The organism is Pseudoleptotrichia sp., assembly GCF_057270515.1.
In genome coordinates this window covers 48,614-73,516 of the sequence record NZ_DBHIXS010000008.1, presented here as the reverse complement: position 1 = coordinate 73,516, position 24,903 = coordinate 48,614, and the positions used below count along the sequence as shown (strand labels likewise).

Sequence of the window (24,903 nt, the reverse complement as noted above, 5' to 3'; positions counted from 1 at the left end):
TGAAAAACAATCCCTTGCCAAATTATTAAAAAGCGAGTATAATGTACAGGGAAAAGTAAAAAAAGTAACAATAATTTAAAGATGAAAGGATGAAAAAGATGAAAAAAAGACCTGTGGTTTTAATAATTTTAGACGGTTGGGGAATGAATCATTACACAGAGCAGGTAGACGCTGTGAGAATGGCACATCCTGTGAATTTTGAAAGATACAGAAAAGAGTATCCGTTTACTGAATTACGAGCTGACGGAGAATTTGTAGGATTACCTGAAGGACAGTTTGGAAACTCTGAAGTAGGGCACCTGAATATAGGAGCAGGAAGAGTAGTCTATCAGTTATTACCTAAAATTACAAAAGAAATAAGAGAAGGGCTGATTTTAGATAATAAGCCTCTTTCAGATGTTATGAATAAAACAAAGGAAAACGGGAAAGCACTTCATATAATGGGACTTATGTCTGACGGAGGAGTTCATTCCCACATCAATCACATAATCGGATTAGTCGATATGGCTAAGAAAAAAGGATTGACAGAAGTCTATGTTCACGCATTAATGGACGGAAGGGATACTCCTCCTGAAAGTGGAGCGGGGTATTTGGAACAAATGCAGAAAGCTCTTGATGAAGCAGGTGTAGGGAAATTAGTTTCGGTTATAGGAAGATATTACGGAATGGATAGAGATAATAACTGGGATAGAATAGAAACTGCTTATAATGCCTTATTTTTAGGAGAAGGTGCAGTTGCAACTTCCGCAGTGGAAGGAATAAAAGCTTCTTATGCTGACGGAGTAACCGATGAGTTTGTAAAACCTGTAAAAGTAACTGAAAATGGAGAGCCTGCGGGAATTATTAAAGAAGGCGACGGAGTAATATTCGCGAATTTCAGACCCGACAGGGCGAGACAGCTTACAAGAGCGATAATTGAGGATGACTTCAAAGGATTTACGAGAAAAGTACATCCTAAAGTAAACTTTGTATGTATGGCACAGTATGATTCAACATTTGATGTACCTGTAGCTTATCCGCCTCAAAAAATAGTAAACGGATTTGGAGAAGTAGTATCCAAAGCAGGACTGGTTCAGGTGAGAACTGCTGAAACTGAAAAATACGCCCATGTAACATTCTTCTTTAACGGAGGAGTAGAAGAACCTTATAAAGGGGAAATCAGACTTCTTTCAGATTCTCCAAAAGTGGCGACTTATGATTTGCAGCCTGAAATGAGTGCCTATAAAGTAAAAGACAGACTGATTGAAGAACTGAATACAGGAAAAGTGGATACTGTAGTTCTGAACTTTGCAAATCCTGATATGGTAGGACATACAGGTGTAGTAGATGCAGTAATTGCAGCATGTCAGGCAGTAGACAACTGCACAGGACAGATTGTAAATAAAGTGCTTGAAATGGACGGAGCTGTACTTATAACTGCTGACCACGGAAATGCTGATTTGCTTGTAGACCCTGAAACGGGAGCCCCTTATACGGCACACACTGTAAATCCTGTTCCTTTTATACTTATAACTAATGATATGAAAAATGCAAAACTCAGAACAGACGGTAAACTTGCAGATATAACACCTACAATGCTTGATTTACTTGGAGTTGAAAAGCCTGCTGAAATGGATGGGGAAAGTTTAATAATAAAATAACAAGAGGTTTTATAAACAAGAAATTTTATAAAGATATATAAAAAAATATAAACGTATAGAAACTGAAAATGGAAACTGAAAAAAGTATAAATTTTAGACTTTTTTCAGTTTTTTATATAATAATATTAATACAATATTGTCATATAAAAAATCTTTTAATATATAAACTGATAAAATGTATAATAATACATAATATGTGTATGTTATATAATATATGTATGTTTGTATGTCAGAATAAAAAGAAGAAGTTAAAGAGAGCAAGTTTCAAAAAGAAGATATAAAAGATTATATAAATGATATAATATAAAAAATGACGTAAAAGCGTAAAGCTGACAGGGTAGAAGTTGCAGAATACAAGGAAAGTGAAGCAGAAAGGCAATAGGATTTTAAATATTAGACCTATGGATATTTTTATCGGTATATGATATTATAATAAGAGGTCAGATATCTTGTGAACGGAGATTTAAAAATAGAAAATATCGAAAAATATAGTTATTAGTTAAATTATAATTTATAAAAATTTCCATTTTTAAGACTGTTCTGATAAAAAATATAATAATTGGGAGAAAAAATTGCATAAAGAATTTGCGGAAATTTACGATGTTTTTATGAAACATGTGGATTATAAAAGCTGGTATAATTTTCTAAGAAATTATATAAAGGATAAAGGAGAGGTCCTCGACTTAGGTTGCGGCACGGGAGAATTTATTTATAGATTTTTGAAAGACGGATTTTCTGTTACGGGAGTAGATATATCTGAAGATATGCTGAGAGTATCAAAGAAAAAGATTGAAAATAAGAAACTGAAAAATAACAGTTATAAATTAATAAATGAGAACATTATAAATTATGAAAATGGTTCTGAAGCTGATTATGTAATATGCAATTTTGATACGGTAAATTATCTGAAAAATGAAAAGGAATTTGAAAAATTTCTTGATAAATCGAATAGAAATTTAAGGAAAGACGGATATTTGATATTTGATATTGTAACAGAGGAAATATTTGAAGAAATATTTGAAAACGGAATATTTTTAGATGAAGAACCTGAATATACAAGTATTTGGAGATATGAAAAACGCGGTAAGAGAAGATATTTTATCGAAATAGATCTGTTTATAAAACAGGCTGAAAAATCTAAAAACAGTGATTTACTAAATGGAAATCTGTTTAGGAAATACAATGAACAGCACTATAAATATATATATGAACCTGAATGGATAGTAAAAACTACACGAAATAAAGGATTTGAGATTTTTGATGTAGCTACTAATCCGAAATTTGGAGAAAGCAGAATATTTTTTATATTTAAAAAATTATAAATTTAAAATTATAAAAATTAAACAGTTATGTTATACAATTAATTGTTGAATGATTATTCATATCAACTGGTCTATTTAAGGATTGCACAGTTATATTATACAATTAATTGAGAATTATATAATGAATTGAAAGTTATAATTATAAGAGTAAATATATAATTTGATAATAATTTTTTCAAATGAAAAAATATCATATAATTAAAATTCATAAATTTAAATAATATATGAGAAGTTTTTATAATTTGAAATATTATAAAGTTTACTATATTAGAAATTAAAAAAAATGATAATAAAATTAAAAAATTTAGATTTTAAAAAGTAATAAAATTTTAAAATCAGGAGATAAAAAATGATTGAAAAAAAAGAAGAAATGGAAGAAAAAGAGGAAAAATTAAAGGAAAAAATGACTGACAGGGAAAAAAAAATTTATGAGCTGGAAAAAAAACTTGGCAGACATAATAGGGAAAAAGATTTGAAAAAGAAGAAAGACAGAATGTTATTAAAATATTTTCTTATAGCAACTAATATGGTTTATACTCTAGCAGGTCCTGTATTATTGATGTTAGGAGTGTATATGCTGCTCGAAAAATTTGTCTTTAAAGCTCAACAGCCTATTGTCCTTGTGATACTGCTTGTAATAGGTGCTTTTGCGGGATACTGGACGTTGATAAGACAGGTAATGGATATTAAGTAATATTTCAGAAATATGATAATATAATATAGTATAATATTGTATTATCATACTTGATTATATACTTGAACATTCAGCTTTTAAATGAACTTAAAAGAAAAAATAATGGAATAATAGCAACAATTTTTAAAAATTTACGAAGAAGTCAAGATTTATGAGCAGAATACAAAAGAGGAGTAATAGTAATGATGTTTAAAAATTTACCTGAATTAATAAAAATAAATTATATAACTTCAATAAGTTTAACTGTAATATCGCTTATTTTAGGTATTTTTCTGAAAAAACCTGAACTTTATCTCGGTTTTTTTACGGGTTCTCTGATTTCGATGATAAATACCTATTTGACAATAATCGGAGCATACAAAGCCGTATATGAAGGTAATCACGATAAATTTAGAGGAATGTTTGAATTTTTGAAAAAAATTATTATTTATTGTGCAGGAATGTATTTTGTCAGATTTATAAGTCAAAAATATTTTGATAGCTATACTACGAGAAATATTATAGCGACAGCAGTAGGGTTTCTAAATTTTAAAGTTTCATTATTTATAAATAATATAATATTAAAGTTTGCAAAATCATAATGATTGGAGTATAATAAGATTTAGATTATAATTCAGTAAATATCTATAAGATGTTTATAAACAGATTTTATAAAGAACAGGAGGTAAAGATGCTTAAAAAAGTAACGTTTTTTGCACTACTGCTGTTAGGATTGACAGTTGTCGTTAATTTAGTATTATCATTAATTTCGACTTTCCTGCCTGTAAGATTTGTAATGCCTGAAAGTTTAATAGAAGCACCGACATATTACAATTTTGTTATAGGGAGTATGAAATTTTCTATCAGTCAGACAGTGTTAAACACTTGGGTAATTATGGCTTTACTTGCATTAATAGTAAAGAGAGGAACAGCTAAACTGAGTGTGGCGAATCCGGGGAAATTACAGATTATTCTTGAAGAATATTATCATTTTATAGAAAATATGTTTTTATCCACATTCGGTAAGTATAAGAAAAAATTTATACCGTTTTTTTCGGCATTATTTGCTTTTATACTTTTTTCCAATTTGAGTTTATTTCTGTTTCCTTTTATAATAACAGTTTCCAAAGGGAAAAATGGAGATTTTTACGTTAAGCCTTTTTTCAGGACGCCTACAGCCGATCCTAATACAACGATAGGCTTATCAATGATAGTAGTAGTTCTGTTTGTGTCAATAGCTATAAAAAGAGGCGGAATAACAGGATATATAAAAAGTTTAATGAAACCCGCGTGGTTTATGCTTCCGATAAATATAGTCGGAGAAATTTCAAAACCGTTAAATACGTCAATGAGATTATTCGGTAATATGTTTGCAGGACTTATAATTGTAGGACTTTTATACAGCCTTGTGAGAGGACAGTTCTCTTTTTCCATAGGTTGGGCAGGGATATTGCAATTATACTTTGACGGTTTTGTCGGAATGATACAGGCCTTTGTATTTACCGTACTTTCATCTGTTTACGTAGGTGAAGTGCTGGGTGAAGAAACAGAGGAAGAATGAATATAAAATAATAAACAAAATAAATATTAAAATTTTTAGGAGGATTAAAAAATGGAAGGATTAGTACAGGCAGCAGCTTTATTAGGTGCAGGAATAGCAGCAGTAGGGGGAATAGGAGCAGGTCTTGGACAAGGGATAGCAACAGCTTATGCAGTTGAAGCGGTATCAAGACAGCCGGAGGCAAAACAGGATATTATGCAAACATTGATTATAGGACTTGCAATTACAGAATCCACAGGGATTTACGCATTGGTTATATCATTCCTGTTAATATTCCTGAAAGGATAGTTTTTTAAATAATTTAAGTAATTTAAAAATCATACGGAAATATTAAGGAGAAAGAAATGTCAGAAGGATCAAACTTAATAAATATAGATTTTACAATGGCTATCCAAATAATAAATTTTCTAATATTAGTGTATATTTTTTGGAAAGTTTTTGCAAAAAAGATTGAGAAAGTGATAGAGGAAAGAAAACATCTGGCTTTGTCTGAAATGGAAATAGTGGATAGGGAAAGAGAAAAGCTTGCGGAGCAAAAAGAAGCTTCTGAAAAACTGAAAAAAGAATCCAAGAGAAGAGCCAATGAAATCCTTATTAAAGCCGAAAGACAGGCTGATGAAAGAAAAGACCAGATTATCTCTACTGCTATGGCAAACAGGGAAAGAATGATGATGAAAGCAGAAGCCGATATAGAAAAAATGAGACAAAATGCCAAATTTGAGCTTCAGAAAGAAGTAGGAGAAATGGCACTTGAGCTTGCTGAAAAAATAATAAAAGAAAATATAAAAGGCAAGGAAGATGAAATAATTGATAATTTTATTAACGAAGTAGGAGAATAGTATTATGGACAAAAGCGGAATTGCAAAAAGATATGCTTCAGCCATTTACGATATAGCAAAATCTTCCGGTAAAATCGGAGAAATCCGTGAGGTAATGAACCTTATGCTTGAAAAATATGAGGAAGAGGAAGAATTTAGAAAATATTTGATGGATCCTGTTACTACAGTGGAGGAGAAAGAAGAATTTTTGAAAAAGTCTTTTGATTTTGTAAGTGAAGATGCATTGAAAATTGTAAATTATATAGTAAAAAAGGGAAGATTGTCCTTAATTCCTTATATAAAAGAAGAATTTTTGAAAATTTATTATGCAGAAAATGATAAACTTCCGATAACTGCAATATTTGCTAAAGAACTTTCGGAAGAACAGAAACATAAGCTAACAGAAAAACTGGAACAGAAATATAAAAAAAAGGTAGTTTTGAATGTTAAAGTTGATGAAAGCCTTATAGGAGGCGGGATTGTCAAAATACGTAACGAAGTTATAGACGGTTCCATAAGAAATCAAATTGAAGCTTTGAAAAAAACGATTTAAAAATTGGAGGTGCTTTTTCTTGAGGATCAAACCGGAAGAAGTAAGTAAAATAATTCGTACTGAAATTGAAAATTATAAAAAAACGCTGGATATTTCCAATACCGGAACAGTACTGGAAATAGGAGACGGAATAGCGAGAATATACGGATTAAACAGTGCAATGTCTGGAGAGCTGCTCGAATTTGAAAACGGAGCAACAGGAATGGCACTGAATTTAGAAGAAAATAATATAGGGGCTGTAATTTTTGGAGAAATAAGAGGAATAAAAGAAGGCGGAATAGTAAAAGGTACGGGCAAAATAGCACAAGTTCCGTCGGGAGAAGAAATACTCGGAAGAGTTGTAAATGCTTTGGGAGAGCCGATAGACGGAAAAGGCTCCATAACTGCCAAAAAATATATGGATATTGAAAGTCCCGCTTATGGGATTATCGACAGAAAACCCGTAAATGAGCCTTTACAGACGGGAATAAAAGCTATAGACGGAATGGTACCTATAGGTAAAGGACAGAGAGAACTTATAATAGGAGACAGACAGACAGGAAAAACGGCAATAGCGATAGATGCGATAATAAATCAAAAAGGTAACGATGTATACTGTATTTATGTAGCTATAGGTCAGAAAAGGTCAACAGTGGCGCAAATTTATAAAAAGTTGCAGGAAGAAGGAGCTTTGGACTATACTACAATAGTCGCTGCTACAGCTTCAGAAGCCGCACCATTGCAATATTTGGCACCTTATGCGGGAGTTGCAATGGCTGAATATTTTATGCAGCAGGGAAAACACGTACTCATAGTATATGATGATTTGTCCAAACATGCTGTGGCATATAGGGAAATGTCCTTACTGCTTAGAAGACCGCCGGGAAGGGAAGCATATCCGGGAGATGTATTTTATCTGCATTCAAGACTGTTGGAAAGAGCTGCCAAATTGAGCGATGAACTTGGCGGAGGCTCCATAACTGCGTTACCTATTGTAGAAACAAAGGCGGGAGATATATCTGCATATATTCCGACAAATGTCATATCCATAACGGACGGTCAGATATTCCTTGAAACGGATTTGTTTAATTCAGGTTTCCGACCGGCTATAAATCCAGGAATATCAGTGTCGAGGGTTGGAGGAAGTGCCCAGATAAAAGCGATGAAACAGGTTTCTTCCAAAGTGAAAATAGAGCTTGCTCAATATAACGAACTTCTTGCTTTTGCTCAATTCGGTTCCGATTTGGATAAAGCTACGAGAGAGCAGTTAAACAGAGGGGCTAAAATAATGGAAGTGCTGAAACAGAAACAGTACAATCCTTACAGAGTTGAAGAAGAAGTTGTATCTTTCTACTGTGTTACTAAAGGTCACTTTGATGATGTGCCTACCGAAAAAGTAACTAATTTTGAACATGATTTGATTGAAAGTTTGAGAACGAACAGTGAAATCCTTAACAAAATCAAGGAAGAGGAAAAATTAACCGAAGAAACTGAAAAAGAACTAAATGAATATATAGCAGATTATAAACAGGACTATATATGGTAAGCAGGTGAGTGATATATGGCTGCAAATATGAAAGAAATAAAAGAAAGAATTGATAGCGTAAAAAATACGAGTCAGATTACAAATGCAATGAATATCGTTTCATCTACAAAGTTTAAAAAATTTCAGGAACTGACTTTGAAATCGAGAAGTTATTCGGATACTTTGGATATAGCTTTTGATAATCTGGTTGCCAGTCTGACAGGAAAGAAACACGTTATCTTTGACGGAAAACAGGAAGTCAGAAAAGTCGGGATCGTAGTAATGACATCTGACAGAGGTCTTTGCGGAAGTTTTAATTCCAATATGTTGAGAAGAATGGAAGAGATGATAAAAGACTTCCGAAAAGAAGGTAAAAATATCAGCATAATAACAATAGGGAAAAAAGCCAGAGATTATTGTAAAAATAAAGATGTGTCGGTAGATAGCGAATATATTCAGCTAATTCCTGAAACTATGTTTGAAAAAGCAAAAAAAATAAGTGAAGATGTAGTGGAATTTTATCTGAATGATTTTTATGATGAAGTATATCTGTTATATTCAAAATTTGTTTCTGCGATAGAATATAATATTCAGATTGAAAAAATACTTCCCATAGAAAAAAAGGAAGGGCTTCCTACAAAAGAATATATATTTGAGCCGTCGGAAGAGCAGGTATTAAGAGAGTTCATTCCGAAAGTTCTCAATATAAAATTATATCAGGCATTGCTTGAAAGTTCAGCCAGTGAGCATTCAGCGAGAATGTCTGCGATGAGACAGGCAAATGATAATGCTGATGAAATGATAAAAAAATTGACAGTACAATATAACAGGGAAAGACAGGGACAAATTACTCAGGAACTGTCAGAGATTGTCGGAGGCTCTGAAGCCTTGAAGTAAGATAAGGAGGTTTATAACTTGGAAAATAAGGGAACACTGGTTCAGGTAATAGGACCGGTTGTAGACGTAAAATTTCTGGATAAATTACCGGATATATATAATGCGTTGGAAATAAATATTGAGAATAGTAAAAAGATTGTTGCCGAAGTTCATTCCCATGTTGGAAATAACATTGTAAGGGCAGTGGCGATGTCAGGGACTGACGGACTTAGAAGAGGTCTTGAAGTAATTGATTTGGAAAGACCCATTCAGGTGCCTGTGGGAAGAAAGACTTTGGGGAGAATATTCAATGTGTTGGGAGATACAGTGGATGACGGAGAAGAAATAATTCCTGATGCTGTAGATTCGATACATAAGGAAGCTCCGTCTTTTGAAAGTCAGGGAACTGACTCGGAAATCCTCGAAACAGGGATAAAAGTCGTAGATTTGCTTGCTCCATATCTCAAAGGAGGGAAAATAGGACTTTTTGGAGGAGCCGGTGTAGGTAAGACAGTTTTAATACAGGAACTTATAAATAATATTGCCAAAGGACATGGAGGACTTTCAGTATTTGCAGGTGTCGGAGAAAGAACAAGGGAAGGACGGGACTTGTATAATGAAATGAAAGAAAGTGGAGTTATTAATAAAACTGCACTGGTGTACGGACAGATGAATGAACCGCCGGGGGCAAGGCTCAGAGTTGCTCTTACGGCTCTGACAATGGCGGAATATTTCAGGGATAAGGAAGGTCAGAATGTTCTTCTGTTTATAGATAATATATTCAGATTTACTCAGGCGGGAGCTGAAGTTTCGGCATTACTGGGAAGAATGCCTTCAGCTGTCGGTTATCAGCCGAACCTTGCTACTGAAATGGGAACGTTGCAGGAAAGAATTACTTCCACAAGCTCAGGGTCAATAACATCCGTTCAGGCGGTTTATGTGCCTGCCGATGATTTGACAGATCCTGCTCCTGCTACTACGTTTGCTCATTTGGACGCGACAACGGTGTTATCAAGACAAATAGCATCTCTCGGGATTTATCCCGCTGTGGATCCGTTGGATTCCACTTCGAGAATATTGGAGCCTGAAATAGTCGGAAATGAACATTATAAAGTTGCGAGGGAAACTCAGAGAGTATTGCAAAGATACAAAGAGTTACAGGACATAATCGCAATATTGGGAATGGATGAACTTTCTGATGATGATAAGATGATAGTAAACAGAGCCAGAAAAATACAAAGATTTTTCTCGCAACCTTTTTCGGTAGCCGAACAGTTTACAGGAATGAAAGGAAAATATGTTTCTTTGAGGGAAACTATAAGAGGGTTCAAGGAAATTCTTGAAGGACTGCATGATGATTTGCCTGAACAGGCATTTCTATATGTAGGGACTATTGATGAAGCGGTTGCTAAGGCAAGGGAATTATTAAGAGAATAATTTATTAGGAGATTTGAGTATGGCTACAGAGTTTATATTGAAAGCAGTAACGCCTGAAGGTCTTGTTTTTGAAAAACCCGTAACTTTCGTAAAAGTCAGAACTGAAAACGGAGATATAGGTATTCTGGCAAAACATGCCAATTTTATTTCTTCATTAGGTGCAGGTGAAATGCTCGTAAGAGAAAAAGAAAACATAGAAACTACTTATTATCTCGAAGGAGGATTTCTCGAAGTCAGACAGGATAAAGTTGTAATTTTAGGTGAAGATATGATGGAAGCTACTGCGGCTGAAGCGATAAAAATGGCAAAGAAAGCTGCAATAGAACTTGCAAAACAGCATAAATTGAGGGAAGAACAGGACATTTTAGGAACTAAGAAACGCATACAGGAAAATTTAAGAAGAAAGTAATCAAGTTCGGAAACATTTACGTAAATACAGTCAGTTAAAAAATATAAAATATAAAATACGGAGGCCGTGTATGAAGTATTTGGATGAAATGACAAAAGAAGAATTGGTTAGTTGTGCTAAAAAAGAAAAAATTTTTTTGGGGCTTACATTTAATAGAGAGAAGATAATGCAGAAACTTGAAAAAAAAGGTTATAAACGTAATCTTTCTCTAAATGAAAATGTCAAATCAAATGAAAATATAAAGAAAAATGAAAATATTGAAAAGGTTACCCAAAATAACGAAAAAGAAGTTTCATTAGTCGAAAAAGTAGCAGAAATCAGTGAAAAAGCAACTAAAGAAATTGAGAAAATCAAAGAAGAAATAATAAATAAGGATTTTCAGGATGATAAAATTGCCATTAAAAATGAAGTCGAGCAGGTAGAAGAAATAGATTTTTCATCGGAAGTAACATATATTTACAGAAGCAGAAGTTACTACAGAAATTATCCTAATAAAAAATTGATAAGAAGTTTAAGAAAAAAGTACAGAAAACATAAGGATGATTTTCGTGGGGAAATAAATTTTGATTATAAAGGAATAGATGCCGACCAGATAAAAAAAAGAGAAAAAGAAACGGAAATTAACAGGGCAAAGTTTGCCAAAGGAGCAGAATATGAAGGGGAAGCCAAGTCGGAAGATATTTATTTTGACAAGGCACCTCTACCTTCTGCGTATTTTGTAGATGAGGTTGTCCTGATGCCTAAAAACCCCACTACCCTTTATGTTTACTGGGAAATAAGAGATGATACTTTTGAAAAGTTGGTTAAAAATAAAAATGTAGTTGATAATATAGTTATAAAACTCTTTAAAGACGGTAATGAATACAGAAAAATAATAAGACACGAGAGAATAGGGTCTCATTATATAGGAGAAATAGACAAAAACCGTAATTATGAGGTATTTATAGGTTATGAAGATGAATACGGAAATTTCTCAGAAGTTGCACATTCCGAGAAAGCTATATCTCCTTCGGATAAACTGTCGGATAATTTTGATTTGTTATGGGGAACTGTAAAAGAGGATAAAAATACAAATCAGCTTATAAAATATATTAACAGCCCTATTCCTACTAAGGAAAACGAAGAATTTATAGAACTTATGAGAAATCCTGTTGTAAATGACGAAGAATTTACGGTAGAAGTACTGGAAAGACTTTTAAAAGTAGGAGCCTCGGAAAATCTTGCAGAGAGGGAAATAAGAAGAACAAGACCTGATAAATTAATAATGACAGGTGTCAGAAGTTCTTAAAATAGAAATATATAGTAATTAAAAAAATAAATACAGCTGTCTTGGAATTTAAATGAAAATATATTTTAAAAAACAAGTAATGAAAATTCAGAAAGTTCAAAAAATATATTCTATATAGTATAAGACAGCTTTTTTATTTTTCATATTTCGATTAATAAATAAGTATTAAAAAATTTATCAAATCAAAAAAAGCCAATAAAATTAAGATATATAGATATTAACCTAAGTTTATTATAAGATTTACAAAAGTATAAACAAAGTGGCAAATTCTATAATGATTAGACGATTAAAAAATAGGAGCATTATGAAAATAGTTGTTTATGGTGCCGGAGTAATGGCAAACTATGTGAAAGAAGCTATTATAAATTCAGGGAATGAATTTTTAGGATTTGTAGATCCTCTTGGAAAAGGGAATTTTGATACATTAAAAAATAAAGACATAGATTATGATGCGATTATAGATTTTTCTCATTTCAGTTTGTTGGAGGAGATACTTGAAATTGCTGAAAAAAAGAAAGTACCTCTTTTAATAGCTACAACAGGGCATAACAGAGAACAAAATGAAAAGATTAAAAAAATATCCGAGAAAATACCGATAATAAAAGCAACAAACACATCAATAGGTGTGAATATCCTGAATGAAATTACAGCTTATGCTACAAAACTGCTAAAAGGATTTGATATAGAAGTTATTGAAAAACATCATAATAGAAAGATAGATGCACCGAGCGGTACTGCAAATACTCTTGTCGAAATAATAAATAAAAACCTTGTCGAAGAATACGAGGAAGAATATAAAATAGTCTACGGCAGGGAAGGAAATAGCAAAAGGACTGAAAAAGAAATAGGAGTACACTCGATAAGAGCCGGAAATATAGTCGGAGAACATACAGTAATATATTCCAAAAATGATGAAATAATAGAGATAAAACATGAGGCATTATCAAGGAAGATATTTGCAGACGGGGCTATAAAAGCAATCCTTTATTTAAAGAATCAGAAAGCAGGGCTGTACACGATGAAAGATGTCCTGAATATAAAATAAAGAAAAATATAATGAAAAATATATGAAAGAATAAATAATGGAGGATAAAATGATGACTGAGCTTGAAAAGTCCAAAGCAATAATACAGTTTATAGCAAATGCTGAAAAATCCACTCCTGTTGAGCTTTATACCGATGAAGAGATAAAAGACACGGGGGTATGCAGAGTTATAGGAAAAGACGGTTTGAAACTTTTAATCGGTAATTGGGAAGATATAGAAAAAATTATTAAAAATAATAATCTAAAAAACTATTATTTGAAAAATGATAGGAGAAATTCCGGAGTTCCGTTACTTGACATAAAAAATGTAAATGCAAGAATAGAGCCGGGAGCAATTATAAGAGATAAGGTTACGATAGGAGATAAAGCTGTAATTATGATGGGAGCTGTAATAAATATCGGAGCTGAAATAGGCGAAGGAACTATGATAGATATGAATGTTGTATTAGGCGGAAGAGCAAAAGTCGGTAAAAATTGTCATATCGGAGCAGGTTCGGTGTTAGCGGGAGTTATAGAACCGCCTTCAGCAGACCCTGTAATTATCGAAGATAATGTAGTCATAGGAGCAAATGCTGTTGTTCTTGAAGGTGTAAGAATAGGGAAAGGTTCAGTTGTCGCAGCGGGTGCCGTAGTTACTGAAAATGTTCCTGAAAATGTAGTAGTAGCAGGAATGCCTGCGAAAATCATAAAAAATGTGGATGATAAGACAGCTTCAAAAACCGAAATTGTCGAGGATTTAAGAAAATAATCGTAATGTATGAAAAATAATTATTAAAAAATAAATTGTTGAAAAACAAGTTATAAATAAATAGCAAAAAAATTTTAGGAGGATAAAATGAAAAAATTATTATTAGTGTTAGGAATTTTAAGTATAGGTGCGTTGGGATTTGCTGATCCGAAATCTGATTTTGAAAATGCACAGAAATTAGCCGAACAGAAAAAAATAAATGAAGCTGTAAAAGTATTGGAAGGGGTTGCAAAATCTTCTGATAAAAATTATGCCGTAAAAGCTAATTTCCAATTAGGAGCATATTATTTACAAAACAATAATAAGGCAAATGCGAAAAAATACTTAGCTGCTGCATGGAAAGATGACTATACAGGAGAGGAATCTTTGGAAGCAGCAAAATTATTATACTTGATTTCAATTCAGGAAAAAAATATAAAAGAAGCTGAAAAATATATAACATGGGCTGATAAAAAATCTAATGGAAAAGATGTGGATACTGTTTCAAGTTTGATTATATTCTATTTTGATAACAATATGCAGTCAAAAGGACAAGCAAGATATGCCGAAGCAAACAAAACTCAAAATAAAACATTTACATCTGAAATGAATTTTAATATAGGTCAGTATTACTTAGGAAAAAATAATACAGCACAAGCTAAAAAATATTTACAGGATTCATACAACCAGTCTCCTGATGCGGTAATACCTGCCGGTTATTTATTGGTTCAAGTAGCATTGGCTGAAAAAAATAATGCTCAGGCTGAAAAAATCTTATTGGAAATGAACAGTAAAACGGGTAATAAAAATGCTGAAGTATTGGGAATGTTAGGTTCATACTACTTGCAAACAAATAATCTTACTAAAGCGGAAGACTATCTTAAAAAATCTGCATCCGCAGACAGAAATAATACTGACGCAAGATTGCTGTTATTAGCATTATATGAGTCCAAAGGTGATACTGCAAAGGCAAATTCAATGTACAGTGAAATAAAAACAGCAAAAGGTATAAATCAGAAAACATTAAATAAAGAAATAGGATTTTATTTTGCAAATATGGGTAACGGTCCTGTAGCTGAAAAATATCTAAAAAAGTCAATAAATGAAGATAAAGATAATGAATCCAAAGTTTTATTAGGACAAGTTTACTATGCAATGGGTAAAAAAGCTGAAGCTGTTGCAATATTAAAAGAAGCTGTAAATAACAAAGTAAAAGGAGCTGCTGAAATATTGAAACAAGTTGAAGCAGGAGGAAACAGTAAACCTGCAACTAACAAAAAATAAAATAATCAGAACGAAAAACTAAATAGAAAATAAAAAGGGCGGTTTTGCTCTTTTTATTTTTTTGAAATTTTGTTATAATATAAACTGAAAATAGGGGGTGAAATAAGTTGGGGAAGTTCGTTTTTATTAATTAAATCTAATAATAGTTAAAATAACGGAAAGCGAATTTATAAAAAGGGATATGATAAAAATAAGGAGATGAAATGGCGAGAAAAAAAGCGGTAGAAGAAAAAGAAAATAATGCAAATAATAAAGAACAGTCTGAAAAAGAGAGAGTTTTAAATCTGGCATTGACGCAGATTCAAAAAGAATTTGGTGAAGGTTCAATAATGAAGCTCGGTGAAAATCAGAAAATGAACATAAAATCAATATCTACAGGAAGTATAAATTTAGATATAGCACTCGGTGTAGGAGGAGTTCCGAGAGGAAGAATTATAGAGATTTACGGTGCTGAATCGTCCGGAAAAACTACACTAGCACTGCATGTAATAGCCGAAGCACAAAAAGAAGGCGGAGTGGCTGCATTCATAGATGCGGAACATGCTCTTGACCCCGTATATGCTAAAGCATTGGGAGTAAATATAGACGAGCTTCTCATTTCCCAGCCTGACACGGGGGAGCAGGCTCTTGAGATAGCCGATATGCTTGTAAGAAGCGGTGCTATGGATGTAATAGTAGTGGATTCGGTAGCGGCTCTTGTACCTAAAGCGGAAATTGACGGAGAAATGGGAGATCAGCAAATGGGATTACAGGCAAGACTGATGTCGAAAGCTCTCAGAAAATTGACTGCAAATATTTCAAAATCAAGTACAGTAATGGTATTTATCAATCAGATAAGAGAAAAAATCGGTGGATTTTCATTTACTCCCGGACCTCAAACTACTACTTCAGGAGGTAGAGCGTTGAAGTTTTTCTCTACTGTAAGAATGGAAGTAAAAAGAGTAGGGTCTGTAAAACAGGGAGATGACATTATTGGAAATGAAGTAGTAGTAAAAGTAACTAAAAATAAAGTTGCTCCTCCATTTAAAGAGGCAAGATTTAATGTAATGTATGGAACAGGAATTTCAAGAGTGGCTGAAATACTTGACGGTGCATTGGCATTAGGATTTGCTGCGAAAAGTGGGGCATGGTTCAGTTATGGAGATGAAAAATTAGGTCAAGGACGGGTAAATGTAGAAAAAATGTTACAGGAAAATAAAGAATTATATGAAAGAATGGAAAATCAGGTTCTTGAGGCTATAAGACCTAAAGATGAAGGTGCTGCTGATCCTGTAAATGAGGAAGAAACGGAAGAAAAATCAAAGGTTAAAAAAACGGTTTCTAAAAAGAAGGCATCCAAGATAGAAGAAGAAATAGAAGAAGAAATGGAAATTGAAGAATGATAATAGAAAAAATACAAAAGAATAAACTGTATTTATCTAATGAAGAGATTATTGACATAAGTCCGTCGATAAAACAGAGATATGGATTAAAAGTTGGTGATGATATTGAAAGCCTCTATGACGATATTTCATACGAGGCTTCTCTTGAAAAAGGAATATTTCTGCTTTCGTTAAAGGATAGGACAAAAAAAGAAATTCAGATGAAACTGAATGAAAAATACAGAAATGCAAAAATGGTTGAGAAAGCTGTATTAAAGCTGATTGAATTGGGGTATATAGATGATTTGAATTATGCGATATCCTATATAAATAGCAGAAAATACGGAAAACAGAGGATTACTTACAATCTTTTACAGAAAGGATTGAATAAGGAAAAAATAGAAGAAGCATATTCAACCATTCAGGATGAAACTGAAAAAGATATAGAGGAAGAAAAATTGAAAAAAGTTATTTTGAAAAATATAAAAAAGGATGAAAAAAAATTAGTACAATATCTTGTAAGACAGGGATTTGAATTGGATAATATTTTTCGGAAATTGAGAGAATATAAGGAATTTGACGGATTTGAAGATTTTATGGAATAGGAAGGACATTATGAGAACAATATTTTATCATTTTATAATATTAGGGACTTTTATTTACGGGACTTTTATTCATTACTGGTATCTTTTACTGAATAAAGGAGAAAAAAGATATAAATATGTATGCAAAGTCGCAAAAAACTGGGGTAAAAATCTTATATGGGCTTCAGGGAGTAAAGTAAAAACTATTTATAAAAACGGAAGTGAAAGTGAAATAAAAAAAATAAAGGAAACAGGTGAAGCAGTAATTCTGATTTCCAATCACCAGAGTAACGTGGATATTCCTACTCTTTTAGGTTATCTTCCATTGGATTTTTCTTTTATTGCAAAAAAAGAAATGAAGAAATGGCCGATGATAGGACGTTGGATGAGGGCTTTTGACTGTATATTTTTGGATAGGAAAAATGTCCGTCAGGGAATGAAGGATATGAAAGAAGCTATATATAAAATAAAAAATGGGCATTCTTATGTGATATTTCCTGAAGGAAGCAGAAGCAAGGACGGTACAATAGGAGAATTTAAAAAAGGAAGCTTTAAACTTGCGACAGATACGGGAGCAAGAATAGTACCTGTTACTTTAGTAGGGACTTATCAGGTTCAGAGCAGAAAGAGCCTGAAAGTAACTCCCAATAAAAATGTAAAAATAATAGTTGATAAACCTGTTAATCTCAGTGATTTATCAAAAGAAGAGCAGAAAGATATACATGAGATTGTAAACAGAATAATAAAAGAAAATTTTGAAGAATTTAAAAGTAAATAGGATAAATTAAATAGAATTATTAAATTTCTAAAAAATTATTATCTGATATAATTTATAGCTTGTGTAATTTATAGTTTATACAGTTTTTATAAGAAAGTACTATTATGGAAAGGGAGCAGGATGAAAATAATTCTGGCAACAAAAAATAAAGGGAAAATAAAAGATTTTAAAAAATTGACCGAAGGAATGAATATAGAAGTATTATCGATATTGGATAATATAGACTTTCCCGATGTAGTTGAGGACGGAAAGACTTTTGAAGAAAATTCAGCGAAAAAAGCTTTGGAAATAGCAAAATATACAGGAATTATAACAGTTTCAGATGATTCGGGGTTGTGTGTAGATACTTTAAACGGTGAACCGGGAATATATTCTGCAAGATACTTCGGAGAAAATGCAACTGATGAATTGAATATGGAAAAACTGTTAAAAAATTTATCAAATATAGAAAAAAAAGATAGGAAAGCACATTTTGTATCTGTGGTGAGTATTGCCTTTCCTGACGGGACTGTAAAATCATTCAGAGGAGAAACGCAGGGAGAGATTTTATTTGAAAAAGAAGGAAATAACGGATTCGGATATGACCCTATATTTTATTCATATGATTTAGGAAAGTCTTTTGGGCTTGCAACTATTGAGGAAAAGAAAAGTGTGAGTCATAGAGGTAGAGCTTTTGAAAAATTGAAAAATGATGTGCTGAAAAAATTTTAGATTATTTTAGATTAGAAAATAATACAAGTTTATATTAAATCTGAACTAAGAATTTAAAATATGATTTTGAATACAGTTTTATATAAATTTTCGTCATTATTGAAAGTAACATAAAAGTAACACAGATCTGTATTTGAACAATATCTGAAAATATAAATTATAAAATATAAAAAATAACATTTATGAATTTATCAGAAATGTTATTTTTTTATATTATTGACTTTTGGATTTATAATTTTATATTTATAATAAAATCCAATTATAAACAGAATTTGTTTTTTAACAAATTTTGTTAAAGTTCTTCTAACAGTTAATAATTAATTTTGAAATTAAATCATTAAGATGACTTATTTTTTAATTCTATATATTCAGGTTATTTAAATTTTTAAAAAAATCCATTTGTGCAGCTTCAACGTGTTTTTCACATAACTCTCTAATAATCTTGAGAGGAGGGTATTCACTCAAAATCAGGTCAATTATATTTATATGTTCATCAATGGCTTCCAGACGCCGGTTATTTATACCGTATAAAACCCGTCTTATGCGGTGCAAATGGTCATATACGAGAGTCATTTGTCTCGAAAAAAAATAGTTTCCGCAATTTGCAGCAAAAAAATATCTATATCCGTCATAAACCTTATCAAACTCTACTCCGCTCACTTTTTCCTTTTTTCCTAATTTCTCAAAACTTTTTTTAAAATCCAGAAGAGATTTTTTAAGTTCGTCTTTTTCTAAAGATAAAGTCGTCAGCTCAACCAGGAGAGGTTCTATTTTTGAACGAACCTGAAACACATCTTTTATCAGTTTCAAATTAATTTCCGTTACTGATACTGATTTCCTCGGATTAATAATTACAAATTTTTCATTTTCCAATCGGGATAAAGCTTCTTTTACAGGGGTTTTGCTGATAGAAAGCTCTTCAGCAATTTCTTTTTCATAGATTAATTCTTTCCCTTTATATTCATTATTCAATATTTTATTTTTTATATATTCATAAGCTAATGTATCCAAATTTTTTTTCATATCTTTTATAAGCTTCTGCGAGCCTTTCTCCTCTCAATGTTCATAATTTACAATATAGATATAAATTATCACAGGTTAGATACAATTGTCAACTATTTTGTTATATATCCTTATATTTATTGACTTATATATATACTGAAATATCACAGATATAAAAAAGTAGAAAAAAATTTATAATAATATTGACTATTTGAAATTTCATAATATAATTATATTGAAAAATAATTATAAATTATAGGAGGAGGATACAAAATGCTTTATACCGTATTGAAAGAAAACAGTTATCAGGATTCTATAAACCTTATGTTACTTACAAATCATATCAGTACAATGAAAGATGTAAATAAAGTACAGGTTATGATGGGTACCGATGCAAATAAGGATATTTTTAACGGTGCCGGCTTACTGTCGGAAGAAGCAAAAAAGGCTAAACCAAGTGATATGGTAGTTGTTGTAGATTCTGATAATGAAAAAACTGTAAATGAGGTAATGGCAGCGATTGATAAATTTCTGTCAGATTTATCGGTAAAAAAGGAAGAAGGAGTGCAACAGTCAGTAAGAAACTGGGAACAAGTAAAAGAAGTAATGCCTGACGCTAATGTAGCATTGATTTCCGTGCCGGGTATTTATGCGGCTCTTGAAATAGAAAATGCGATAGACAACGGACTGCATGCGTTTGTATTTAGTGATAATGTGGCTCAAAGTGAAGAAGTAAGATTAAAGAAAAAAGCCCATGAAAAAGGACTGCTCGTAATGGGACCTGACTGTGGAACAGGGATAATAAGTAATGTTCCTCTTGCTTTTACAAATGTGGTACGTTCAGGAAATATAGGAATAGTAGGAGCTTCGGGAACAGGAATACAGGAAATTTCTACAATTATTGAAAAACTTGGAGGAGGGGTTATCCATGCAATAGGTACAGGAGGACATGATTTGTCTACTGAAGTAGGAGCAATAACAACAAAAGACGCTTTGGCAGGACTTGCCCATTATGACCCTGTCGACGTAATAGTTGTAGTTTCCAAACCGCCTGCTGAAAAAGTAAAAAATGATGTAGTGGAATTATTGCATTCTCTGAATAAACCTGTTGTTGCTATTTTTCTTGGAGAAAAACCTGAATATCATGAAGGTAATGTATATTTTGCCCATACTTTGGAAGAATGTGCAAAAATTGCAGTAGACCTTTCAAAAGGGGAAAAAATTAAGAAAAATTATCAGGAAAAAACAAATGTTCATTCAAAAGACAGCAATATTGCGGATAAAACTATAAAAGGACTGTATTCAGGAGGAACTCTGGCTTATGAAGCAACTATGCTCGTAACTGAAGCACTAAAATTATCTTCGATAACAAAAGAAGAAGGATATATGCTGAAAACGGAAGGATTTGAAATAATGGATCTGGGAGACGATATTTACACCCAAGGAAAGCCTCATCCAATGATAGACCCGACAGTACGTATCGAAAAACTTCGAGAATTTGGAGCAGACAGTCGTACAGGAATTATACTGCTCGATGTAGTATTGGGATACGGTGCTAATGAAGATATGGCAGGACAACTTGCCCCTGTTATAAAAGAAATTATTGATAAATCAGTAAAAGAAAATAGAAAATTGTATATCATAGGAACTGTATGCGGAACAAAAGGCGATCCGCAAAATTACGAAAAATCTCAAAAAATACTCGAAGAAGCCGGAATGATTGTAAAAGAAAGCAATGCAGCGGCAGTAAGAATGGCATTAAATCTTATGGGAACAGATACGGAAGAGAACGATAAAGAATTTAAGGAATATAAAGGGGAAATACGCCCATTACCTGAAGTGAGTGAAGCTGTAAAAGACTTGTTATTGACAAAACCGAGAGTAGTCAATATCGGTGTGGCAGGATTTGCAGAACCTGTAAGACAGTATGGCGGAAAATGCGTCCAGTTTGAATGGAAGCCTGTAGCAGGAGGAAATCAGAAACTGATTAAAATTTTACAGCAGCTGAAACAGCTTGATAATATTGAGCAGGAAAATGCTGTAGTTGTTGAAGCAATGAAAAATTCGGCTCCTTATCTGATAGATGTAGTTCCTGCATATACGGTTATTCCGGAAATAAACGGAAAAGTGCTGCTTCATGCGGGACCTCCTATCCAATATGATGAAATGACAGGACCTATGCAAGGTTCATGTATAGGAGCGGCGTTATTTGAAAAATGGGCTGAAAATGAGGAAGCGGCACGTAAAATGCTTGAAAAAGGAGAAGTAACATTTATTCCTTGTCATCATGTAAAAGCTGTAGGACCTATGGGAGGAATAACTTCAGCAAATATGCCCGTACTTGTAGTAGAAAACAGACTGACAGGTAATAGAGCTTACTGTACTTTAAATGAGGGAATAGGAAAAGTTTTACGTTTTGGAGCTTATTCCGAAGAAGTCGTAAACAGACTACAATGGATGAAAGATGTGTTAGGACCTGTTTTGGGTCAGGCAGCAAGACAAGTTGAGGGAGGAATTAACCTTAACGTGATTATTGCGAAAGCTATCACAATGGGAGATGAATTTCATCAGCGGAATATTGCTGCGAGTCTGTTATTCCTGAAAGAAGTAACTCCTCTGATAATTACTCTCAATATTGATGAAAATATGAAGAAGGATGTTATTCAATTTTTAGCAAATACAGACCAGTTCTTCCTGAATATTATGATGGCAACAGGAAAATCCATTGTTGACAGTGCCCGTAAAAATACTAAAGGTACAATAGTTACAACGATGACACGTAACGGAAAAGATTTCGGAATACGTATAAGCGGACTTGGTGATGAATGGTTTACAGCTCCTGTCAATACACCTAAAGGACTGTTCTTTACAGGATTTACTCAGGATGATGCAAATCCTGACATAGGAGACAGTGCAATTACTGAAACTGTAGGTGTAGGAGGAATGACAATGATTGCTGCACCCGGAGTAACAAGATTTGTAGGAGCGGGAGGATTTAAAGATGCTTTAAAAATCAGTGATGAAATGGCTGAAATATGTACAATACATAATCCTAATTTTGCTATCCCTACATGGGATTTCAAAGGAGCTCCTTTAGGTATAGATATAAGAAAAGTAGTGGAAACAGGGATTACTCCGATTATAAATACAGGAATAGCTCATAAAAATGCAGGAGTGGGACAAGTAGGAGCAGGAACTGTAAGAGCACCGTTAGCATGTTTTGAAAAAGCATTGATTGCTTACGCGAAACATATAGGTCTGGATACTGAATAATGAATAAGTTGTATAAAAAAAGTGAAATAAAAGATACGGGAAGCATTAGTGAATTAATGCTCCTGTATCTTGAAAATCAGAAAACAGGGTATATTCACGGTATATTTAACAATTCGTTAAATATACAGTTTGGAGAAAATCTTGTACATATTTCAAATGGAAATAAAGGACTGACAAGCTTTGGCTGCCGTATATCCGAAGAAAAAATTCAAAATTTAATTTCAGTCTGTAAAAATAATGATATTGTAATACAAAAGGATAAAAAACTTTTATTTTATACATTATTTGGCATTCAAGTCATAGATATTTCAGAAATGAAGAAAGTCAGTCTTAAAATATCGGAAATAAATTATTCTGAAAAAAAACTCAATGAAATATTTTCATATTTAAAAAATATAAATTTTGAAATAAAAATAGGAATTGAAAAAGATGAAGTCATAAAGTCCTTACAGTGCGGAATTACCGAAAAAAGCAGTAAATATTTGACAGGGAGAGGAAAAGGACTTACCCCTGCCGGAGATGATATATTATTAGGTTACGCCCTGATAGAATATTTGCATAAAAAAAGTATTAAGTTAATTTACGGAAATTATACTACAGATATAAGTAAACAGTATTTTGACGCATTTAACAGAGGATATGTAAATGAATATATGTTTGATTTATTTTCTAAAGATGTCGAAGAAGCTGTTTTGAATATTACAAAAATAGGACACACATCGGGATACGATTTATTATTCGGAATTTTTTTGGGAATAAAAAAATATAGGAAAATGGAGGAAATAAAATGAGCAGTATGTTGGAAAAGCGTTATAAAGCGATGAATGTATCGGAACGTTACTGGTGGAAAGTAGTAGCACTATGTTTTTTCGGGTGGATTTTAATGTATGCGGACAGAACTATTTTAAACCCTGTTATGGGAAAAATTGGAGAGCAGTTTAATCTGAACAATACTCAGTTGGGAGCTCTTAACAGTATATTTTTCCTTACGTATGCGATTATGCAGATACCTTTCGGAATAGCAGGTGATATCGTAGGAAGAAGAATAGTAATAGCTCTTGGATTTATATTATTCGGAGCGGGAACATTTTTAAGCGGTATTGCAGGAGGTATAGGAATACTGATGATTTACCGTGCAATAACAGGAGTAGGAGAAGGAGCATATTACGGACCGCAGTATGCACTGTCGGGGGAAGCCATACCTACAAAAAGTCTGACTTTGGGAACAGCTATTATAAATAGTGGAATGGCTTTCGGAACATCGGGAGGATATCTATTGTCAAGCTATTTAGTGCTGGAAAAAGGTAATCATTGGAGTTTGCCGTTTTTCATTATGGCTGTTCCTACGGTTATTGTAGGAATAATGTTTATGTTCTTAAAAGAAAGAGTAGTAAGACCTGAAGACAGCCACAAGGAAGTGTCTGAAAAAAATCAGGAAGAAGTCAAAAAGACTAAAAAATCAGGATTGTCAGTATTTAAAAGTAAAAATCTTATGTGTGCTTTTCTACTGTTATTCTGTTCAATTTATGCAAATTTCGTAATAATTACATGGCTGCCTAAATTTTTACAGGCTGAAAGAGGATTTGAAGGAACAAGTGTAGGATTTATAGCTTCATTGGTTCCGTGGGCGTCGGTACCGGGGGCATTGATTATTTCAAGATTATCGGATAAACTGAAAAAAACAAAGATATTTGTTTATTCATTGGTACCTTTGGCACTGATTTCAACATTTGGAATGGCGTTTGTAACAGATAGAGGTCTGCTGATATTTATGCTTATATTATACGGACTTACAGGGAAACTGGCATTGGATCCTATTTTAGTAGCCTATGTAACTAAAAATTCACCTAAAGAAGCATTGGGAACAGCACTCAGTGCATATAACTTTATAGGAATGTCGGCAGCAATTACAGCTCCTATTGTAACAGGATGGATAGCGGATAAATTCGGTTCAATGCAGTCGGGATTTTATCTTGCGGCAGTTCTGCTGCTTGTAGGAATGGGAATATTCAGCTTAGCGGAGGAAAATGCCAAATAATCCGATTTAATGGTATATA

The 24,903-nt window shown here is 32.7% G+C and carries 24 protein-coding genes; 23 read left to right on the top strand and 1 reads right to left on the bottom strand.

The window, feature by feature from the left end; all coding sequences use genetic code 11:
* Positions 1-98: 98 nt before the first annotated feature.
* The 20 genes from gpmI to ACO5J6_RS07165 all read left to right on the top strand — a co-directional run bounded on the left by gpmI (position 99) and on the right by ACO5J6_RS07165 (position 18,571).
* Positions 99-1,640, top strand: coding sequence for a 2,3-bisphosphoglycerate-independent phosphoglycerate mutase (gene gpmI / locus ACO5J6_RS07260; RefSeq protein ID WP_485643062.1), 1,542 nt, complete (start codon positions 99-101; stop codon positions 1,638-1,640).
* Positions 1,641-2,212: 572 nt separating this feature from the next.
* A complete protein-coding gene (locus ACO5J6_RS07255) occupies positions 2,213-2,962 on the top strand; it encodes a class I SAM-dependent DNA methyltransferase (protein WP_485643061.1) in 750 nt (249 codons plus the stop codon).
* 349 nt (positions 2,963-3,311) lie between these two features.
* The gene (locus ACO5J6_RS07250; RefSeq protein ID WP_485643060.1) at positions 3,312-3,656 is read left to right on the top strand and encodes an AtpZ/AtpI family protein; all 345 of its coding nucleotides are present in this window, start codon (positions 3,312-3,314) and stop codon (positions 3,654-3,656) included.
* A 182-nt stretch (positions 3,657-3,838) separates the two neighbouring features.
* A complete protein-coding gene (locus ACO5J6_RS07245; RefSeq protein WP_485643059.1) occupies positions 3,839-4,237 on the top strand; it encodes an ATP synthase subunit I in 399 nt (132 codons plus the stop codon).
* Between the two features lie 89 nt (positions 4,238-4,326).
* Positions 4,327-5,196 (top strand): F0F1 ATP synthase subunit A, encoded by an 870-nt coding sequence (gene atpB / locus ACO5J6_RS07240; RefSeq protein ID WP_485643058.1) that lies wholly within the window; start codon positions 4,327-4,329, stop codon positions 5,194-5,196.
* A 51-nt stretch (positions 5,197-5,247) separates the two neighbouring features.
* Positions 5,248-5,484: an ATP synthase F0 subunit C gene (atpE, locus tag ACO5J6_RS07235; protein WP_485643057.1), complete on the top strand. Its 237-nt coding sequence runs from the start codon at positions 5,248-5,250 to the stop codon at positions 5,482-5,484.
* A gap of 56 nt (positions 5,485-5,540) precedes the next feature.
* Positions 5,541-6,035 (top strand): F0F1 ATP synthase subunit B, encoded by a 495-nt coding sequence (gene atpF, locus ACO5J6_RS07230; RefSeq protein WP_485643056.1) that lies wholly within the window; start codon positions 5,541-5,543, stop codon positions 6,033-6,035.
* A 4-nt stretch (positions 6,036-6,039) separates the two neighbouring features.
* Entirely contained in the window at positions 6,040-6,567 is a 528-nt protein-coding gene (gene atpH, locus ACO5J6_RS07225) for an ATP synthase F1 subunit delta (protein WP_485643055.1), read from the top strand.
* A 19-nt stretch (positions 6,568-6,586) separates the two neighbouring features.
* Positions 6,587-8,092: a F0F1 ATP synthase subunit alpha gene (gene atpA / locus ACO5J6_RS07220; RefSeq protein ID WP_485643054.1), complete on the top strand. Its 1,506-nt coding sequence runs from the start codon at positions 6,587-6,589 to the stop codon at positions 8,090-8,092.
* Positions 8,093-8,107: 15 nt separating this feature from the next.
* Positions 8,108-8,968 carry an ATP synthase F1 subunit gamma gene (gene atpG / locus ACO5J6_RS07215; protein ID WP_485643053.1) on the top strand — a complete coding sequence of 287 codons (861 nt, stop codon included), beginning with the start codon at positions 8,108-8,110 and terminating at the stop codon, positions 8,966-8,968.
* Between the two features lie 18 nt (positions 8,969-8,986).
* Positions 8,987-10,384, top strand: a complete 1,398-nt coding sequence (atpD, locus tag ACO5J6_RS07210; protein ID WP_485643052.1) for a F0F1 ATP synthase subunit beta — start codon at positions 8,987-8,989, stop codon at positions 10,382-10,384.
* Positions 10,385-10,403: 19 nt separating this feature from the next.
* Positions 10,404-10,793 carry an ATP synthase F1 subunit epsilon gene (gene atpC, locus ACO5J6_RS07205; RefSeq protein ID WP_485643051.1) on the top strand — a complete coding sequence of 130 codons (390 nt, stop codon included), beginning with the start codon at positions 10,404-10,406 and terminating at the stop codon, positions 10,791-10,793.
* Positions 10,794-10,863: 70 nt separating this feature from the next.
* Entirely contained in the window at positions 10,864-12,081 is a 1,218-nt protein-coding gene (locus ACO5J6_RS07200; RefSeq protein WP_485643050.1) for a DUF4912 domain-containing protein, read from the top strand.
* A gap of 304 nt (positions 12,082-12,385) precedes the next feature.
* The gene (gene dapB, locus ACO5J6_RS07195) at positions 12,386-13,126 is read left to right on the top strand and encodes a 4-hydroxy-tetrahydrodipicolinate reductase (protein WP_485643049.1); all 741 of its coding nucleotides are present in this window, start codon (positions 12,386-12,388) and stop codon (positions 13,124-13,126) included.
* Between the two features lie 52 nt (positions 13,127-13,178).
* Positions 13,179-13,874: a 2,3,4,5-tetrahydropyridine-2,6-dicarboxylate N-acetyltransferase gene (gene dapD / locus ACO5J6_RS07190; protein WP_485643083.1), complete on the top strand. Its 696-nt coding sequence runs from the start codon at positions 13,179-13,181 to the stop codon at positions 13,872-13,874.
* A gap of 87 nt (positions 13,875-13,961) precedes the next feature.
* On the top strand, positions 13,962-15,137 hold the full coding sequence (locus tag ACO5J6_RS07185; RefSeq protein ID WP_485643048.1) for a tetratricopeptide repeat protein: 1,176 nt from the start codon (positions 13,962-13,964) through the stop codon (positions 15,135-15,137).
* Between the two features lie 203 nt (positions 15,138-15,340).
* A complete protein-coding gene (gene recA / locus ACO5J6_RS07180; protein WP_485643047.1) occupies positions 15,341-16,519 on the top strand; it encodes a recombinase RecA in 1,179 nt (392 codons plus the stop codon).
* Positions 16,516-17,103 (top strand): regulatory protein RecX, encoded by a 588-nt coding sequence (locus ACO5J6_RS07175; RefSeq protein WP_485643046.1) that lies wholly within the window; start codon positions 16,516-16,518, stop codon positions 17,101-17,103. The genes recA and ACO5J6_RS07175 overlap by 4 nt, the downstream gene beginning before the upstream one ends.
* A gap of 10 nt (positions 17,104-17,113) precedes the next feature.
* Positions 17,114-17,860 (top strand): lysophospholipid acyltransferase family protein, encoded by a 747-nt coding sequence (locus tag ACO5J6_RS07170; RefSeq protein WP_485643045.1) that lies wholly within the window; start codon positions 17,114-17,116, stop codon positions 17,858-17,860.
* A 120-nt stretch (positions 17,861-17,980) separates the two neighbouring features.
* The gene (locus tag ACO5J6_RS07165) at positions 17,981-18,571 is read left to right on the top strand and encodes an XTP/dITP diphosphatase (protein ID WP_485643044.1); all 591 of its coding nucleotides are present in this window, start codon (positions 17,981-17,983) and stop codon (positions 18,569-18,571) included.
* A gap of 360 nt (positions 18,572-18,931) precedes the next feature.
* Here ACO5J6_RS07165 and ACO5J6_RS07160 read toward each other — a convergent pair whose 3' ends face one another.
* Positions 18,932-19,594: a GntR family transcriptional regulator gene (locus ACO5J6_RS07160; protein ID WP_485643043.1), complete on the bottom strand. Its 663-nt coding sequence runs from the start codon at positions 19,592-19,594 to the stop codon at positions 18,932-18,934.
* A gap of 252 nt (positions 19,595-19,846) precedes the next feature.
* Here ACO5J6_RS07160 and ACO5J6_RS07155 point away from each other — a divergent pair, with 252 nt between their 5' ends.
* The 3 genes from ACO5J6_RS07155 to ACO5J6_RS07145 are packed head-to-tail and all read left to right on the top strand — an operon-like array spanning position 19,847 to position 24,884.
* On the top strand, positions 19,847-22,846 hold the full coding sequence (locus ACO5J6_RS07155) for a bifunctional FdrA/YlbE family protein (RefSeq protein ID WP_485643042.1): 3,000 nt from the start codon (positions 19,847-19,849) through the stop codon (positions 22,844-22,846).
* On the top strand, positions 22,846-23,637 hold the full coding sequence (locus ACO5J6_RS07150; protein WP_485643041.1) for an oxamate carbamoyltransferase subunit AllH family protein: 792 nt from the start codon (positions 22,846-22,848) through the stop codon (positions 23,635-23,637). The genes ACO5J6_RS07155 and ACO5J6_RS07150 overlap by 1 nt, the downstream gene beginning before the upstream one ends.
* Positions 23,634-24,884 carry an MFS transporter gene (locus ACO5J6_RS07145; RefSeq protein WP_485643040.1) on the top strand — a complete coding sequence of 417 codons (1,251 nt, stop codon included), beginning with the start codon at positions 23,634-23,636 and terminating at the stop codon, positions 24,882-24,884. Before ACO5J6_RS07150 ends, ACO5J6_RS07145 begins: the two co-directional genes overlap by 4 nt.
* The last annotated feature ends 19 nt before the right edge of the window (positions 24,885-24,903 follow it).

What these genes read in the sequence shown, in the direction of transcription:
- ACO5J6_RS07165 (WP_485643044.1), top strand. Translation starts at nt 17,981, where the DNA reads ATGAAAATAATTCTGGCAACAAAAAATAAAGGGAAAATAAAAGATTTT.
- atpC (WP_485643051.1), top strand. Translation starts at nt 10,404, where the DNA reads ATGGCTACAGAGTTTATATTGAAAGCAGTAACGCCTGAAGGTCTTGTT.
- recA (WP_485643047.1), top strand. Translation starts at nt 15,341, where the DNA reads ATGGCGAGAAAAAAAGCGGTAGAAGAAAAAGAAAATAATGCAAATAAT.
- atpG (WP_485643053.1), top strand. Translation starts at nt 8,108, where the DNA reads ATGGCTGCAAATATGAAAGAAATAAAAGAAAGAATTGATAGCGTAAAA.
- ACO5J6_RS07145 (WP_485643040.1), top strand. Translation starts at nt 23,634, where the DNA reads ATGAGCAGTATGTTGGAAAAGCGTTATAAAGCGATGAATGTATCGGAA.
- ACO5J6_RS07170 (WP_485643045.1), top strand. Translation starts at nt 17,114, where the DNA reads ATGAGAACAATATTTTATCATTTTATAATATTAGGGACTTTTATTTAC.
- dapD (WP_485643083.1), top strand. Translation starts at nt 13,179, where the DNA reads ATGACTGAGCTTGAAAAGTCCAAAGCAATAATACAGTTTATAGCAAAT.
- ACO5J6_RS07250 (WP_485643060.1), top strand. Translation starts at nt 3,312, where the DNA reads ATGATTGAAAAAAAAGAAGAAATGGAAGAAAAAGAGGAAAAATTAAAG.
- dapB (WP_485643049.1), top strand. Translation starts at nt 12,386, where the DNA reads ATGAAAATAGTTGTTTATGGTGCCGGAGTAATGGCAAACTATGTGAAA.
- ACO5J6_RS07245 (WP_485643059.1), top strand. Translation starts at nt 3,839, where the DNA reads ATGATGTTTAAAAATTTACCTGAATTAATAAAAATAAATTATATAACT.
- ACO5J6_RS07155 (WP_485643042.1), top strand. Translation starts at nt 19,847, where the DNA reads ATGCTTTATACCGTATTGAAAGAAAACAGTTATCAGGATTCTATAAAC.
- atpH (WP_485643055.1), top strand. Translation starts at nt 6,040, where the DNA reads ATGGACAAAAGCGGAATTGCAAAAAGATATGCTTCAGCCATTTACGAT.
- ACO5J6_RS07160 (WP_485643043.1), bottom strand. Translation starts at nt 19,594, where the DNA reads ATGAAAAAAAATTTGGATACATTAGCTTATGAATATATAAAAAATAAA.
- ACO5J6_RS07150 (WP_485643041.1), top strand. Translation starts at nt 22,846, where the DNA reads ATGAATAAGTTGTATAAAAAAAGTGAAATAAAAGATACGGGAAGCATT.
- ACO5J6_RS07175 (WP_485643046.1), top strand. Translation starts at nt 16,516, where the DNA reads ATGATAATAGAAAAAATACAAAAGAATAAACTGTATTTATCTAATGAA.
- ACO5J6_RS07185 (WP_485643048.1), top strand. Translation starts at nt 13,962, where the DNA reads ATGAAAAAATTATTATTAGTGTTAGGAATTTTAAGTATAGGTGCGTTG.
- atpB (WP_485643058.1), top strand. Translation starts at nt 4,327, where the DNA reads ATGCTTAAAAAAGTAACGTTTTTTGCACTACTGCTGTTAGGATTGACA.
- gpmI (WP_485643062.1), top strand. Translation starts at nt 99, where the DNA reads ATGAAAAAAAGACCTGTGGTTTTAATAATTTTAGACGGTTGGGGAATG.
- atpE (WP_485643057.1), top strand. Translation starts at nt 5,248, where the DNA reads ATGGAAGGATTAGTACAGGCAGCAGCTTTATTAGGTGCAGGAATAGCA.
- atpF (WP_485643056.1), top strand. Translation starts at nt 5,541, where the DNA reads ATGTCAGAAGGATCAAACTTAATAAATATAGATTTTACAATGGCTATC.
- ACO5J6_RS07200 (WP_485643050.1), top strand. Translation starts at nt 10,864, where the DNA reads ATGAAGTATTTGGATGAAATGACAAAAGAAGAATTGGTTAGTTGTGCT.